Source organism: Enterococcus sp. MSG3299, from assembly GCF_050555765.1.
Classification (GTDB): Bacteria; Bacillota; Bacilli; order Lactobacillales; family Enterococcaceae; genus Enterococcus; species Enterococcus faecalis.
The window spans coordinates 841,359-856,495 of the sequence record NZ_CP187869.1 but is presented as its reverse complement, the minus strand read 5'-3'; the positions used below and the strand labels follow the sequence as shown (position 1 = coordinate 856,495).

The 15,137-nt window shown below is 40.8% G+C and carries 7 protein-coding genes, 13 tRNA genes, 3 rRNA genes and 2 riboswitches; of the genes, 4 read left to right on the top strand and 19 right to left on the bottom strand.

Going from position 1 to position 15,137, the window contains the following annotated elements; genetic code table 11:
- Nucleotides 1-152: 152 nt before the first annotated feature.
- A complete protein-coding gene (locus IGL23_RS04290) occupies nt 153-1,823 on the top strand; it encodes a PucR family transcriptional regulator (protein ID WP_002358159.1) in 1,671 nt (556 codons plus the stop codon).
- A 54-nt stretch (nt 1,824-1,877) separates the two neighbouring features.
- Here IGL23_RS04290 and IGL23_RS04285 read toward each other — a convergent pair whose 3' ends face one another.
- The 3 genes from IGL23_RS04285 to IGL23_RS04275 all read right to left on the bottom strand — a co-directional run bounded on the left by IGL23_RS04285 (nt 1,878) and on the right by IGL23_RS04275 (nt 4,685).
- Nucleotides 1,878-2,303, bottom strand: a complete 426-nt coding sequence (locus IGL23_RS04285) for a universal stress protein (protein WP_033595474.1) — start codon at nt 2,301-2,303, stop codon at nt 1,878-1,880.
- Nucleotides 2,303-3,901, bottom strand: a complete 1,599-nt coding sequence (locus IGL23_RS04280; RefSeq protein WP_002382010.1) for an Nramp family divalent metal transporter — start codon at nt 3,899-3,901, stop codon at nt 2,303-2,305. The genes IGL23_RS04285 and IGL23_RS04280 overlap by 1 nt, the downstream gene beginning before the upstream one ends.
- A 268-nt stretch (nt 3,902-4,169) precedes the next feature.
- Nucleotides 4,170-4,685: an AAA family ATPase gene (locus tag IGL23_RS04275; RefSeq protein ID WP_050443338.1), complete on the bottom strand. Its 516-nt coding sequence runs from the start codon at nt 4,683-4,685 to the stop codon at nt 4,170-4,172.
- Between the two features lie 313 nt (nt 4,686-4,998).
- A riboswitch (M-box (ykoK) riboswitch) is annotated at nt 4,999-5,166 on the top strand.
- Between the two features lie 41 nt (nt 5,167-5,207).
- Between IGL23_RS04275 and IGL23_RS04270 the strand changes: the two genes are divergently transcribed.
- The 3 genes from IGL23_RS04270 (at nt 5,208) to IGL23_RS04260 (ending at nt 8,403) form a co-directional block, all read left to right on the top strand.
- Nucleotides 5,208-6,980, top strand: coding sequence for an ABC transporter permease subunit (locus IGL23_RS04270; RefSeq protein ID WP_002384764.1), 1,773 nt, complete (start codon nt 5,208-5,210; stop codon nt 6,978-6,980).
- 88 nt (nt 6,981-7,068) lie between these two features.
- Nucleotides 7,069-7,848 (top strand): ABC transporter ATP-binding protein, encoded by a 780-nt coding sequence (locus IGL23_RS04265; protein ID WP_002360638.1) that lies wholly within the window; start codon nt 7,069-7,071, stop codon nt 7,846-7,848.
- Nucleotides 7,849-7,910: 62 nt separating this feature from the next.
- Nucleotides 7,911-8,078, top strand: a riboswitch (M-box (ykoK) riboswitch).
- Between the two features lie 64 nt (nt 8,079-8,142).
- Nucleotides 8,143-8,403 carry a hypothetical protein gene (locus IGL23_RS04260; RefSeq protein WP_033595476.1) on the top strand — a complete coding sequence of 87 codons (261 nt, stop codon included), beginning with the start codon at nt 8,143-8,145 and terminating at the stop codon, nt 8,401-8,403.
- Nucleotides 8,404-8,420: 17 nt separating this feature from the next.
- Here the strand turns inward: IGL23_RS04260 and IGL23_RS04255 are convergent.
- The 16 genes from IGL23_RS04255 to IGL23_RS04180 form a co-directional block, all read right to left on the bottom strand.
- A tRNA-Leu gene (locus IGL23_RS04255) sits at nt 8,421-8,504 on the bottom strand.
- A 13-nt stretch (nt 8,505-8,517) separates the two neighbouring features.
- Nucleotides 8,518-8,588: transfer RNA gene (locus tag IGL23_RS04250), tRNA-Cys, on the bottom strand.
- 25 nt (nt 8,589-8,613) lie between these two features.
- Nucleotides 8,614-8,685 (bottom strand) — tRNA-Gln (locus IGL23_RS04245).
- Between the two features lie 14 nt (nt 8,686-8,699).
- Nucleotides 8,700-8,772, bottom strand: a tRNA-His gene (locus IGL23_RS04240).
- Between the two features lie 36 nt (nt 8,773-8,808).
- Nucleotides 8,809-8,882: transfer RNA gene (locus IGL23_RS04235), tRNA-Trp, on the bottom strand.
- 4 nt (nt 8,883-8,886) lie between these two features.
- Nucleotides 8,887-8,967 (bottom strand) — tRNA-Tyr (locus IGL23_RS04230).
- Between the two features lie 5 nt (nt 8,968-8,972).
- A tRNA-Phe gene (locus IGL23_RS04225) sits at nt 8,973-9,045 on the bottom strand.
- Nucleotides 9,046-9,090: 45 nt separating this feature from the next.
- Nucleotides 9,091-9,166, bottom strand: a tRNA-Asp gene (locus IGL23_RS04220).
- Between the two features lie 10 nt (nt 9,167-9,176).
- A tRNA-Val gene (locus tag IGL23_RS04215) sits at nt 9,177-9,249 on the bottom strand.
- 27 nt (nt 9,250-9,276) lie between these two features.
- Nucleotides 9,277-9,348 (bottom strand) — tRNA-Glu (locus IGL23_RS04210).
- Between the two features lie 17 nt (nt 9,349-9,365).
- Nucleotides 9,366-9,454: transfer RNA gene (locus IGL23_RS04205), tRNA-Ser, on the bottom strand.
- 43 nt (nt 9,455-9,497) lie between these two features.
- Nucleotides 9,498-9,571: transfer RNA gene (locus tag IGL23_RS04200), tRNA-Asn, on the bottom strand.
- Nucleotides 9,572-9,577: 6 nt separating this feature from the next.
- Nucleotides 9,578-9,693, bottom strand: a 5S ribosomal RNA gene (gene rrf / locus IGL23_RS04195).
- Nucleotides 9,694-9,789: 96 nt separating this feature from the next.
- A 23S ribosomal RNA gene (locus IGL23_RS04190) occupies nt 9,790-12,702 on the bottom strand.
- A gap of 176 nt (nt 12,703-12,878) precedes the next feature.
- A tRNA-Ala gene (locus tag IGL23_RS04185) sits at nt 12,879-12,951 on the bottom strand.
- 79 nt (nt 12,952-13,030) lie between these two features.
- Nucleotides 13,031-14,591: ribosomal RNA gene (locus IGL23_RS04180) — 16S ribosomal RNA — on the bottom strand.
- Together the 16S, 23S and 5S rRNA genes with 13 tRNA genes alongside form the textbook arrangement of a ribosomal RNA operon.
- Nucleotides 14,592-15,137: the final 546 nt, after the last annotated feature.

Below are 15,137 nucleotides of genomic sequence, written 5' to 3'. Positions count from 1 at the left end.
TATTTGGTCACTTGTGACTACCAATCACGTGATGACTTGGAACTTTTTTCTATTAGTATAAGGATACCTTATTTTCCCTAAAATAGTTTTGTAACATCTTACAATAAATACACTTAATTTTTAGATAATTCATACAAAAGGAGGCCTTGCTAATGATGACGGTCAATGATCTACTCCATGCAGAAGAACTACCTGGTTTAACCTTATTAACGCACGAGACCAATTTAGATGCGCCAATTCTACAAGCAAATATTTTAGAAAATCCTGATGCTTTTGACTGGTTAACGCCAGGAGAAATTTTATTAACTACCGGCTATATTTTCAAAGATCAGCCTTGCTTGCAAAAACGTCTTATTCAAGAACTAGCAAATATGAACTGCGCTGCTCTAGGCTTTAAAGTCCAACGTTATTTCAATGAAGTTCCACAAGAGATGATCCAATTAGCGAATGACGTCGGATTACCAATTCTCTCAATCCCTTATAATTACAACTTTTCTCAAATTATTTCATTGGTCAATCGCCGAGTCAATCAACCTGACGAAACGATTAGCCAACATTCTGTTCATATGCATAATAAATTTTATACAATTATCAAAGCTGGCGGAAAAAGTACCCAATTACTGGAAGTATTAAGTGCCGCGATTCAAGCGCCTGTAATGCTTTTAGACGAGCGTTTTCAGATTATGAATCATTTTGATTTACCTGATGCACCAACAAGAATCACCAGTATTTTAAACAACGCGACTCTCAAAAAACAGTTTGAGACAGCTTTAAAAGCCCAGAACAATGAGCTACTATTATTTTATAAAGAACCATTGACTGTTGAATTTTCCTTAGCGAACCATCAGTTATCTTTGCGAATTTTACCCATCAAAAAGAAAAATCTCAGCTTATCTTACTTAGTGATTTGGCAAACTACCAAAAAATTACAGACGATTGATTTATTATCTGTGGAGGTCTGTGCTCACTACCTTTTACCACAACTTCAATTAGAATCTTCGGAAAATTTAACAACGAGGCAAAAGATTGGGGCGCTGTTTCAAGACCTTATCCAAGAAAAAAATACCAATCCTCAAGCTTGGCAAGAATTTAGTAATTATCTGCAATTAAATGAAAAAGATACATTTAGTCTCTTGCTTGTAGCCATTGAACAATTGGAACAACTGTTTAATCCGACTATTCAAATGAATAGCATTGGCCATCAATTGAATCATATTTTAGAAGGATATCGACAAAAAATTACTGCCTTTCCTACACAAACTGGCTTTATTTTATTACTAGAAAATCCAGCACAAGAGGAAGCCACCTACCTTGCACAAACCACTCATCTTGCCAAGAATTTACTAGAGCAACTAATGAAACTGAATCCAAAATTATCATTTAAATTAGCGATTGGTCCAACTGTCAAGAAAATCACCAATCTGTGTGATTCTTATAAATTAGCACAAGAAACATTCCACTTAGCACAAGCAAGTCAAGAATTACAACAACGAACTATTTTGAATTATGACGACCTCTTTTTTTATCGTTTAATGATCGAAACCCTGACCAAACAAGCCAAACAAAAAATATATCAACGATTGATTGAACCATTAGAAAAAGAAGATCAAAAACATGAAAGTTCCCTACTAGAAACCATCAATACCTACTTTCAATCGAATAAAAATATTTCGTTGACTGCCACAAATATGTATGTACATCGTAATACAATTATTTACCGCTTAAAAAAAATAGAAGAGATTCTTCACTTAACTTTAGAATTTCCTGATAGTTCGCTACAACTAAGTTTGGCTGTTTATTTATATAAACAAAAATTACTATAAAAAGTCCACCACGAATAGTAAATCGTGGCGGCTTTTTTAACTGTTTCAATTTTGTTAGCGAATAATTATTACAGAAATTGGGGCATATCGAGCCATATAAGCTGCTTGGCTACCAAAAAAGCTTTTTAATTTGCTAGTTGACTTAGAGCCAATAATTAACAAATCTGGTTTATTCAAAGGAATAAGCTTATTAATAATTAATTCTCCTGGGTTCCCTTCATTGACAATTACACTTACTTTATCGATGCCATTCGCTAACGCTTCTTGTTGATATTTTTCCGTTTGTTTCTCTAATTTCGCCAACTGTTCTTGCCAATAATTTTTATCTAACGATTGGTAAACATTAATCTCTTTCTCTTCTAAAATCGAAACAATAACCAATTCAGCTTGTTCTTCTTTTGCTTTTTGGATAGCATAATGAAATGCTTTTAACGCATCTGGCGACTCTTCAACACCAACCATAATTTTTGAAAATTTCATTATTTAACCTCCTCTACTTGTTGCTCCATAGCTGCAAGCTGCTGTGCATATCGTTTATCGCCTTTATATAATTCCACAACCGTCCAAACTAACAAGAGGATGACGAGTGCTATGATGACATAAGCAATATTATCGGCTAACGTAATTTGACTCGCTGTCGGATTATCACCGAAGAATCCTTCAATTTGATCAGGTAAGCCTTTCATATTGAGGTAAATTAAGCCAATGACAGAAACCCAGCCTAACAATTTAATTAACCACGAGTTTTTAAAATGTTCACCCATTTCAACACGGCTATCTGTAAACATCAGTAAAGGCAACATCGAAAATGGCAAAGCAAATGCTAGAAAAACTTGTGAATTGTTCATTAAATTATTAATCGCGATATGCTCCTCCACTGTACTTTTCCCGCTGGTCATTAAAACACAGATTAAGACAGGAATAACAGATAACAAACGTGTGACCATCCGACGTAACCAAATTGGCACACGCATATGAATAAACCCTTCCATAATGATTTGACCAGTTAACGTTCCTGTAATTGTTGAATTTTGTCCTGATGCCAATAAGGCTACCGCAAATAAAATCGATAAAATTCCAGAACCTGCAATATGCGCTAAAATAGAATTACTCATAACCGCTGGATTTGATAAAGCATCAAACAAACCAAAGAATGAAGGATCTTTGACACTACCGGATTTAAAAACGGCCACACCCATAATCAATAACAAAGAGTTAACAAAAAATGCCATCGTTAATTGAATATTAGAATCCCAAGTTGAAAAGCGTAAAGCGCGTTGAATATCGGTTTTATCTTTACGATCAATTTTACGACTTTGTACAACAGAAGAATGTAAATACAAATTATGAGGCATCACTGTTGCACCAATAATCCCCAATGCACCTGTCAGTGGCGTTTGCCCATTCACCGCATGTGATGTAGAAAAAGCTTCTGCGCTAGGAACCAGCCCTTTAATTACATCTCCCCATACTGGATTTGACAATGCCACTTGATAAGCAAAAATTACAAAAATTACAACAATTAAAGCAACAACAATAGCTTCAATTTTTCTAAAACCAATTTTTGTCAATAACAACAAAAGTAAAACATCAAATACCGTAATGAAGACAGCCAGACCTAAAGGAATATGAAATAATAAATATAAGGCAATTGCGCCCCCGATAACTTCAGCGATATCTGTAGCCATAATTGCTAACTCTGTTAAAATCCATAATACAATACCTAACGTCTTACTAGTTCTAGCACGGATTGCTTGTGCTAAATCCATCTGTGAAACAATGCCTAATTTAGCAGCCATATATTGGAGCAACATTGCAATCAAACTGGAAATTAAAATAATCGACATCAATAAATATTGAAAATTTTGTCCCCCAGTAATTGAAGTAGACCAGTTTCCTGGATCCATATACCCCACTGCTACCAATGCTCCTGGACCTGAGTAAGCAAATAACGTTTTCCAAAAACTCATATTTTTAGGCACGTCGATGGTGCCATTAATTTCTTCAAGCGAAGGACCATTTGCATATTCAATCAAATGATGTCTTTGCTTTGGTTCATGTTCTTCTGAATTTTTCAATTCAATTCCTTCTTTCGTTTTGCAATAATTTTAAAAGGCCCTTCCCGTCAGAAGGTTAACCTCTAATATATTTTAGGTACACCTAAAATATACTGCTAAAAATAACAAAATGCAAGACTTGAAAGAAAATTTTGACAGTGTAAAAATAGATTGTCGTAAATGTGCGGTCTTAAAGTTTGAAGAAATCAGGGTAGCTGGTAGTTGATTATCTTAAGAAGTAGAAAATAAGGGACCTAAGTCATTTCGGCTTAGGTCCCTTATTTTATTTTTATTCGGTTATTCTATTAAGAATGGTTGCTACAATTTCTGTCGTGTCAGCTGAATGATTTCTAAAAATCTCGGTAAACTGAATCTGACGAAAACCTTCAAGTACTTCGGGCAACTTATTTTTCCCCCATTCAAAAGTTCCATCATTTCTTTTCAATAATCTCTGTAAAATTTCTTCTTTCTCGACCGCTAACAAAAAATGATAAACGTCAATGCCTGCTCGTCTCAGATATCCAATCAGCTCTTCTTCATATTCATTTTTATAAAGGGTCATTGGAACAATAATCGGCCGTCCAGACTCTTTGGACATTCGTTTTAATAAATGAGCATTCCAGCAACGCCATTCCTGATACTCCTGAAAATCATTTTCTTTCATTTCTTCGGGAACTAACTCCATCAATGCACTACCAATAATTTCTGTATCATAAATGATTGCATTGGGAAGTTTTTGTTGTAACTCATGTGCAATGGTCGTTTTCCCGGCTCCAAACGCACCGTTTACCCAAATAATCATCATAATTTCCTTTCTTCTGAACAAATTTCTTTGTTGTTTAATTTAGGTGCTAGATTACTTTTAATTTTTTTAGCCATTCACGTATAGTTACTACTTACATCTTTAACAGTAAACGAGACAAACTAAAAATACAACATCCTACGCTATTAACCTCGGGTTATAAACATACTCATCTGATAATTTCTCCCTAAAAAAACAGAATGTGGGCAATCTTTTTAAGAATCATTGAATAGAATAACAACAAACAGTAATTCAGGTATAACCAGCTAGAAATTGTTTTATTTTTAGTCACGAGTATGATAAGCATGTAAATCAAATAGAATCATATTAGGTGAGGTTACTCTGAAGAACACAGGTTATCGCTCGGAAATGTCGAGAGACAGTAACGAGTAAAGCAGGGATTGTCGAATTAAGGCTTTCCTAAGATAACTAGAATTTTTTTCTTACGTCTCAGAAAGCCAAAGCTCAATTATTGTGATTACCCTATAATCTTCTTTTATTCGGCGACCTCTTTAATATGATTAATTGGAGGTTTTTAAATTGAAAGCTGTCACTGCATCATCTAAGAAAAATACCCTACTTGCTAAAAGTATCGGGAATCTTACCTTGCTCATCATTTTAGGCATTTTCATTTTTATCATCGTCTTCTCTTGGCTAAAAATGAATCGCCCTCTCCACACCCTTCCCTCAGAAGAATTCCTCGCAACACCAAGTAAAACAGATGATTTCTTATCTCCATCAAATCTTTTTTACTTTTCAATTCGAACCATGTTTCGAATGATTGTGGGGATGGCTTGGTCCTTCCTGTTTTCCTTTGTTTTTGGTATTTTAGCCGTAAAATATAAAACGGCACGAAGAGTCATTTTACCATTAGTTAATTTCCTTGAATCTGTTCCATTACTAGGCTTTTTGACCTTTACAACTGCTTGGTTACTTGGTTTATTTCCAGGAAATGTGATGGGCGCAGAAGCGGTTGCTATTTTTGCCATCTTCACAGGTCAAGCTTGGAACATCATGTTGACCCTTTATCAAATAATGGAAGTTATTCCTTCAGATTTAGTCAATGTGACCGATCAGTTCAAGTACAATGCTTGGGAAAAATTTTGGCGTCTTGAATTTGTTTACTCAATTCCTGGCTTACTTTGGAACGTTATTATTTCTCAAACTGCGGCTTGGTTTGCCTTGGTGGCTAGTGAGCAAGCTTCTGTTGCCTTTCCTAAAGAAACCAACCTTTATTTACCAGGAATTGGTTCTTATATCCAAGTAGCATTAAATCGAGCCGACTTTAAATCCTGTTTATGGGCTGTTTTTGCCTTATTAATCAATGTGGTGATTTTAAACTTTTTAGTCTTTCAACCTTTAGTTAGAGCCACTTATTATTTTAAATATGAAACAGATGTCGAAAGTACAACGCCACCTAAATCCATCATTTATCATTTATTAAAAAAAGCAACTTTAACAAAATACTTTTCAAAAGCTTTTGTGAAATTCAGTCATTTTTGGATTTACGATTTACCAAAAGTTTGGTACTTTTTCAAGCTAGACTATCTCTATCGATTACTAGCAAAATTACGCCATTTCTTCAAAACATTATGGTATGTCAGCCTAACCATTATTGGGGTTTATTGTTCTATTAAGCTCTATCATTTTTTGCCCCATCAAGATTTCAGCATGATTCCTAGATTAACACTTTATACTACGCTACGGGTTACCTTGGCTATGGTCGTTGCTGGCATTATCTTTACTCCCTTAGCAATCTGGGTTGCGAATGATAATCGGCGCTTAAGTATCGTTCAACCGATTGGACAAATTTTAGGCTCCATTCCGTCAAATGTTTATACTCCATTCATTGTGTTGATTATTAGTATGGGCTTCAACAAATTAGAATGGTGGATTTTACCACTCATCATGGTTGGTTGCCAATGGTATTTTTTCTTTAATGTAATTGCTGGCTACTTAGCCATCCCTGATGATATTCGTGACGTAACCAAACTTTTTAAATTATCTAAATGGCAATGGTGGACAAAATTTTTGATCCCTTCTATCTTACCTTACCTCATTACAGCAATTATTAACGCTGCTGGTGCTGCTTGGAACGCTGATATCGCAGCAGAAAGCATTCAATGGGGAAAAAAATCAATAGATGTTACTGGCCTAGGACAATATATTGCGGCAAACGATGGCGTAAAAGATAAATCTGCCTTAGGAACCTTAGCGATGTGTTTCGTTGTTGGTTTATGTATCGCCTTTGTTTGGCAACCTTTATATCGAGCAGCAAAACAAAAATTTCACTATTAATAGCTGGACGACTCAACTCGACTAAATTTTTAAGATAAACTAGAGAGGAGAACGATAGGTGATTTCCCTTTACCTATCTAATAAGACGATGGAAAATAAAGAATTATTAAGCATAAAATCAGTATATAAAGAATTTGAAATTGAAGGACATTCAGAACATTTAAAAGTCCTTGAAAATATTGATTTAACAGTTAAAACGAATGAATTTTTAAGTATTATCGGACAATCAGGAACAGGAAAATCAACGTTGCTCAGAAGTATTGCTGGACTTCTTCGTACAACTAGAGGTGAAATTACTTTTGAAGATAAAATCATTAATGAGCCTGATGCCAATATCGGCATGGTTTTTCAACATTTTGCCCTTTTTCCTTGGTTGACAGTTGAAAAAAATATCAGCTTTGGCTTAGAAAACCGTAAAGAAATTTCTCGCGAACAAATAAATAAAAGAGTCAGTAATCTCATTGAAATGATTGGTTTAACTGGTTTTGAAAAAGCTTATCCTAGAGAGTTATCTGGTGGAATGAAACAGCGTGTAGGCTTTGCTCGTGCTTTAGCCATCGAACCTAGCTTATTGCTCTTAGACGAACCTTTTTCAGCTTTAGATATCATTACAGCCAGCCAATTATCTAACGATTTATTAGAAATTTGGTTAAACAATCAAATTGCGACTAAATCAATTGTAATGATCACGCATGACGTTCAACAAGCAGTCCAACTTTCTGATCGGGTTGTATTAATGGATGCAAATCCTGGTCGTATTGCCAAAATTTACTCAATCGATATCCCCAGAAATCAACGTTCGCCAAAAACAACCATTGATATTGTAGAACAAATAACAGAAGAAATGGTTCGTCGCATTCATTTGTAAATAGAACTGTTTTGACTTCTGCTTATGTCTTGACAAAGAGTTACTTAAAAGATTATTATTTCTTTGTAATAAGTTAGGTGAGGCTCCTATACAAACATAGGCTATTGCTCAGAAATGTCGAGAGACACCAATGAGTAGAACAAGACTGGTCGAGGAGAAGGCTTTTCTCAAAATAGCTAAGAGTGATCTTTACGTTGTATAGTGCTAAAGCTCAACGTTCATGTTGATGTATCTTTTTAGTCTCTAGTCAATCAGTTAAGTACTTTTATTTAAAATTAAGAGAGGAGTGAAAGTATGACTACTATGTTAGCAATCATTGGAACTGTTGCAATCATCACAGTTCAAGTTATTGAATATAATATGACAGAAATTCATATTCCTACTGCAGGAACATTTAATGACGATGATGCAGAACCCCCACATTCTTCTGTAATCCTTGTATTTATTCGCACTATACTTATCACTCTCTCACTTAACTTTCCATCTCATTTTTTTGAGATGGTTTTTTTATGTATTCGAGAAAATAATAAACAAAAAAGACTGTTAAATCAATGATTTAACAGTCTTTAGTATACCGGCGGCCGGGGTCGAACCGGCACTCCCGTGAAGGAACTGGATTTTGAGTCCAGCGCGTCTGCCAATTCCGCCACGCCGGCAAGATATTTTGGAAGGCGGTAACCGGATTTGAACCGGTGATGAAGGTTTTGCAGACCTCTGCCTTACCACTTGGCTATACCGCCATATTCCATTTTTGTTACAAAAAAACTGGGGTAGCTGGATTCGAACCAACGCATGACGGAGTCAAAGTCCGTTGCCTTACCGCTTGGCTATACCCCAATAAAATTACAAAGGGCGACCGATGGGAATCGAACCCACGAATGCCAGAGCCACAATCTGGTGTGTTAACCACTTCACCACGATCGCCGTAATTTTAAAAAGTGTATCTATTAAATAATTAAATGGCAGGGGCAGCAGGAATTGAACCCACACCAACGGTTTTGGAGACCGTTGTTCTACCTTTAAACTATGCCCCTAAAATGGAGGAAAGTGGATTCGAACCACTGAACCCTAAGGAACGGATTTACAGTCCGTCGCGTTTAGCCACTTCGCTATTCCTCCATAAATGGCGTGAGACAGAGTCGAACTGCCGACACACGGAGCTTCAATCCGTTGCTCTACCAACTGAGCTACCACGCCTAAAACAAAAGCTTGTTCAAATAATTTTCAAGTAACAACATTAAATGGCGGTTCCGACGGGATTTGAACCCGCGATCTCCTGCGTGACAGGCAGGCATGTTAACCCCTACACCACGGAACCAACCGAGTAATGGAGGTTAACGGGATCGAACCGCTGACCCCCTGCTTGTAAGGCAGGTGCTCTCCCAGCTGAGCTAAACCTCCAAAAAGGAATGTTACTATTAAAATAAATGACCCGTACGGGACTCGAACCCGTGTTACCGCCGTGAAAGGGCGGTGTCTTAACCGCTTGACCAACGGGCCAGTTTGTAAATATGAAACGGAGAGTAAGGGATTCGAACCCTTGAGACAGTGTTTACCGCCTACATGATTTCCAATCATGCTCCTTCGGCCTCTCGGACAACTCTCCATAGCTGAAAGAAGCACATACTCGTGATATTTCATATGTTAAACTCCGGCAGTAGGACTCGAACCTACGACATCATGATTAACAGTCATGCGCTACTACCAACTGAGCTATGCCGGAATAATCGCGTGGCGACGTCCTACTCTCACAAAGGGAAACCCTTCACTACAATCGGCGCTAAGAAGCTTAACTTCTGTGTTCGGCATGGGAACAGGTGTATCCTTCTCGCTATCGCCACCACACTGGGTGTTGTTTCTTATTGAGTTGAATCTTCATTCACTCAAAACTGGATTGAAGTTTGAATCAAAATAACCAAGTTGCTTTTACTTATCCATTCTTTGGTTAAGTCCTCGACCGATTAGTATTGGTCCGCTCCAACTATCACTAGCCTTCCACTTCCAACCTATCTACCTGATCATCTCTCAGGGGTCTTACTTTCTTAAAGAAATGGGAAATCTCATCTTGAGGTGGGCTTCACACTTAGATGCTTTCAGCGTTTATCCCTTCCCTACATAGCTACCCAGCAATGCCCTTGGCAGAACAACTGGTACACCAGCGGTAAGTCCATCCCGGTCCTCTCGTACTAAGGACAGCTCCTCTCAAATTTCCAACGCCCGCGACGGATAGGGACCGAACTGTCTCACGACGTTCTGAACCCAGCTCGCGTGCCGCTTTAATGGGCGAACAGCCCAACCCTTGGGACCGACTACAGCCCCAGGATGCGACGAGCCGACATCGAGGTGCCAAACCTCCCCGTCGATGTGGACTCTTGGGGGAGATAAGCCTGTTATCCCCAGGGTAGCTTTTATCCGTTGAGCGATGGCCCTTCCATGCGGAACCACCGGATCACTAAGCCCGACTTTCGTCCCTGCTCGACTTGTAGGTCTCGCAGTCAAGCTCCCTTCTGCCTTTACACTCTTCGAATGATTTCCAACCATTCTGAGGGAACCTTTGGGCGCCTCCGTTACCTTTTAGGAGGCGACCGCCCCAGTCAAACTGCCCATCTGACACTGTCTCCCACCACGATTAGTGGTGCGGGTTAGAGGGTTCATAACACAAGGGTAGTATCCCACCAGCGCCTCCTCCGAAACTAGCGTTCCGGTCTCATCGGCTCCTACCTATCCTGTACATGTGGTACAAACACTCAATATCAAACTACAGTAAAGCTCCATGGGGTCTTTCCGTCCTGTCGCGGGTAACCTGCATCTTCACAGGTACTAAAATTTCACCGAGTCTCTCGTTGAGACAGTGCCCAAATCGTTACGCCTTTCGTGCGGGTCGGAACTTACCCGACAAGGAATTTCGCTACCTTAGGACCGTTATAGTTACGGCCGCCGTTTACTGGGGCTTCAATTCTGAGCTTCGCCGAAGCTAACCCATCCTCTTAACCTTCCAGCACCGGGCAGGCGTCAGCCCCTATACTTCATCTTACGATTTTGCAGAGACCTGTGTTTTTGATAAACAGTCGCTTGGGCCTATTCACTGCGGCTGACCGAAGTCAGCACCCCTTCTCCCGAAGTTACGGGGTCATTTTGCCGAGTTCCTTAACGAGAGTTCGCTCGCTCACCTTAGGATACTCTCCTCGACTACCTGTGTCGGTTTACGGTACGGGCAGTTGTTTTCTCACTAGAAGCTTTTCTTGGCAGTGTGACATCAGGAACTTCGCTACTATTATTTCGCTCCCCGTCACAACTTGTCCTTAGAGAGTAAAGCATTTAACTCTACTCAAGACTCATTGCTTGGACATGCACTTCCAATCGCATGCATTCCTTAGCCTACTGCGTCCCTCCATTGCTCAAACAAAAACAACTGGTACAGGAATATCAACCTGTTGTCCATCGCCTACGCCTATCGGCCTCGGCTTAGGTCCCGACTAACCCTGGGCGGACGAGCCTTCCCCAGGAAACCTTAGTCATACGGTGGACAGGATTCTCACCTGTCTTTCGCTACTCATACCGGCATTCTCACTTCTAAGCGCTCCAGCCGTCCTCACGATCGACCTTCAACGCCCTTAGAACGCTCTCCTACCACTACACCTAATGGTGTAGTCCACAGCTTCGGTAATATGTTTAGCCCCGGTACATTTTCGGCGCAGGGTCACTCGACTAGTGAGCTATTACGCACTCTTTAAATGGTGGCTGCTTCTAAGCCAACATCCTAGTTGTCTGTGCAACCCCACATCCTTTTCCACTTAACATATATTTTGGGACCTTAGCTGGTGGTCTGGGCTGTTTCCCTTTCGACTACGGATCTTATCACTCGCAGTCTGACTCCCGGATATAAATGAATGGCATTCGGAGTTTATCTGAATTCGGTAACCCGAGATGGGCCCCTAGTCCAAACAGTGCTCTACCTCCATCATTCTCAATTCCGAGGCTAGCCCTAAAGCTATTTCGGAGAGAACCAGCTATCTCCAAGTTCGTTTGGAATTTCTCCGCTACCCACACCTCATCCCCGCACTTTTCAACGTACGTGGGTTCGGTCCTCCAGTGCGTTTTACCGCACCTTCAACCTGGACATGGGTAGATCACATGGTTTCGGGTCTACGACTACATACTCATTCGCCCTATTCAGACTCGCTTTCGCTGCGGCTCCGTCTCTTCGACTTAACCTCGCATGCAATCGTAACTCGCCGGTTCATTCTACAAAAGGCACGCCATCACTCATTAACGAGCTTTGACTTGTTGTAGGCACACGGTTTCAGGATCTATTTCACTCCCCTTCCGGGGTGCTTTTCACCTTTCCCTCACGGTACTGGTTCACTATCGGTCACTAGGGAGTATTTAGCCTTGCGGGATGGTCCCCGCGGATTCCGACGGAATTTCTCGTGTTCCGCCGTACTCAGGATCCTCCTAGGTGTTGTCAGCATTTCGTCTACGGGGCTTTCACCCTCTTTAGCGGAATTTTCCAAATCCTTCAACTATACTAACAGACTACCATATTGGAGTCCTACAACCCCAACAAGCAAGCTTGTTGGTTTGGGCTCTTCCCGTTTCGCTCGCCGCTACTCAGGGAATCGAATTTTCTTTCTCTTCCTGCAGGTACTAAGATGTTTCAGTTCTCTGCGTCTACCTCTAATCAGCTATGTATTCACTGAAAAGTAATATCCTATAAAAGATATTGGGTTCCCCCATTCGGAAATCTCTGGATCATAGCTTACTTACAGCTCCCCAAAGCATATCGGTGTTAGTCCCGTCCTTCATCGGCTCCTAGTGCCAAGGCATCCACCGTGCGCCCTTATTCACTTAACCTTATCAACCTTACGGTTGGGTCTTAATCACTTCTTCTAGCGATAGAAGGTTAATCAATAAATAAGCAATTGAACTTATTAAAAAACTCATTCAACGCGGTGTTCTCGGTTTGTTTTGATTCTTTTTACTTCAATATCCAGTTTTCAATGAACGAATCTGATAGCAAAAGCTATCAATGGAGCCTAGCGGGATCGAACCGCTGACCTCCTGCGTGCAAAGCAGGCGCTCTCCCAGCTGAGCTAAGGCCCCGAACTTATTTGATTAAGAGTAGACCTCTCAAAACTGAACAAAGTAAAGACGAAATGTGTATTTCCGTAATATTCCTTAGAAAGGAGGTGATCCAGCCGCACCTTCCGATACGGCTACCTTGTTACGACTTCACCCCAATCATCTATCCCACCTTAGGCGGCTGGCTCCAAAAAGGTTACCTCACCGACTTCGGGTGTTACAAACTCTCGTGGTGTGACGGGCGGTGTGTACAAGGCCCGGGAACGTATTCACCGCGGCGTGCTGATCCGCGATTACTAGCGATTCCGGCTTCATGCAGGCGAGTTGCAGCCTGCAATCCGAACTGAGAGAAGCTTTAAGAGATTTGCATGACCTCGCGGTCTAGCGACTCGTTGTACTTCCCATTGTAGCACGTGTGTAGCCCAGGTCATAAGGGGCATGATGATTTGACGTCATCCCCACCTTCCTCCGGTTTGTCACCGGCAGTCTCGCTAGAGTGCCCAACTAAATGATGGCAACTAACAATAAGGGTTGCGCTCGTTGCGGGACTTAACCCAACATCTCACGACACGAGCTGACGACAACCATGCACCACCTGTCACTTTGTCCCCGAAGGGAAAGCTCTATCTCTAGAGTGGTCAAAGGATGTCAAGACCTGGTAAGGTTCTTCGCGTTGCTTCGAATTAAACCACATGCTCCACCGCTTGTGCGGGCCCCCGTCAATTCCTTTGAGTTTCAACCTTGCGGTCGTACTCCCCAGGCGGAGTGCTTAATGCGTTTGCTGCAGCACTGAAGGGCGGAAACCCTCCAACACTTAGCACTCATCGTTTACGGCGTGGACTACCAGGGTATCTAATCCTGTTTGCTCCCCACGCTTTCGAGCCTCAGCGTCAGTTACAGACCAGAGAGCCGCCTTCGCCACTGGTGTTCCTCCATATATCTACGCATTTCACCGCTACACATGGAATTCCACTCTCCTCTTCTGCACTCAAGTCTCCCAGTTTCCAATGACCCTCCCCGGTTGAGCCGGGGGCTTTCACATCAGACTTAAGAAACCGCCTGCGCTCGCTTTACGCCCAATAAATCCGGACAACGCTTGCCACCTACGTATTACCGCGGCTGCTGGCACGTAGTTAGCCGTGGCTTTCTGGTTAGATACCGTCAGGGGACGTTCAGTTACTAACGTCCTTGTTCTTCTCTAACAACAGAGTTTTACGATCCGAAAACCTTCTTCACTCACGCGGCGTTGCTCGGTCAGACTTTCGTCCATTGCCGAAGATTCCCTACTGCTGCCTCCCGTAGGAGTCTGGGCCGTGTCTCAGTCCCAGTGTGGCCGATCACCCTCTCAGGTCGGCTATGCATCGTGGCCTTGGTGAGCCGTTACCTCACCAACTAGCTAATGCACCGCGGGTCCATCCATCAGCGACACCCGAAAGCGCCTTTCACTCTTATGCCATGCGGCATAAACTGTTATGCGGTATTAGCACCTGTTTCCAAGTGTTATCCCCCTCTGATGGGTAGGTTACCCACGTGTTACTCACCCGTCCGCCACTCCTCTTTCCAATTGAGTGCAAGCACTCGGGAGGAAAGAAGCGTTCGACTTGCATGTATTAGGCACGCCGCCAGCGTTCGTCCTGAGCCAGGATCAAACTCTCATAATAAAAGTTAGAACAATCTTGCGATTGTTAAGCTCAATTTGTTTGCTAGCATATTGCTTGCTTGTTAAAAATGTTTGTTGTCTTGAATTGAATCAAGACGCCCTACACATTTGGTTCGTCTATTCTTTGTTCAGTTTTCAAAGGTCTACGTTACCTCGCAGCAACTTTTATATCATAACAAACTTTCATTTGAATGTCAAGAACTTTTTTGAAAAAGTTTTTTTAAGTTGTTTTGCTCGGTTGTTGTTGTCTGTTGTGACAACTTCTATATCTTATCATTATCTCAGTTGTTTGTCAACAACTTTTTAAAACTTTTTTGTTATTTTATAACAAGTTTTTTTGATCAAATGATTGATTTAAAAGCAATCTCTTTAACGACTTTGTTATTCTAACATGTTATTTATCTTTTCGTCAAGAAAAATTTTTAACTTTTTAAAACTTTTTTCTTAACGAACTGTTTGTCAGAACAGATATTAATATACCAAGGATTTTTCTAAAACGCAACTATTATTTTGCAGAAAAATAACATTTTTTTCAATTTCGAACGAT

Coding starts and splice junctions, on each gene's coding strand:
- IGL23_RS04290 (WP_002358159.1), top strand. CDS start 153: ATGATGACGGTCAATGATCTACTCCATGCAGAAGAACTACCTGGTTTA.
- IGL23_RS04285 (WP_033595474.1), bottom strand. CDS start 2,303: ATGAAATTTTCAAAAATTATGGTTGGTGTTGAAGAGTCGCCAGATGCG.
- IGL23_RS04275 (WP_050443338.1), bottom strand. CDS start 4,685: ATGATGATTATTTGGGTAAACGGTGCGTTTGGAGCCGGGAAAACGACC.
- IGL23_RS04265 (WP_002360638.1), top strand. CDS start 7,069: ATGGAAAATAAAGAATTATTAAGCATAAAATCAGTATATAAAGAATTT.
- IGL23_RS04260 (WP_033595476.1), top strand. CDS start 8,143: ATGACTACTATGTTAGCAATCATTGGAACTGTTGCAATCATCACAGTT.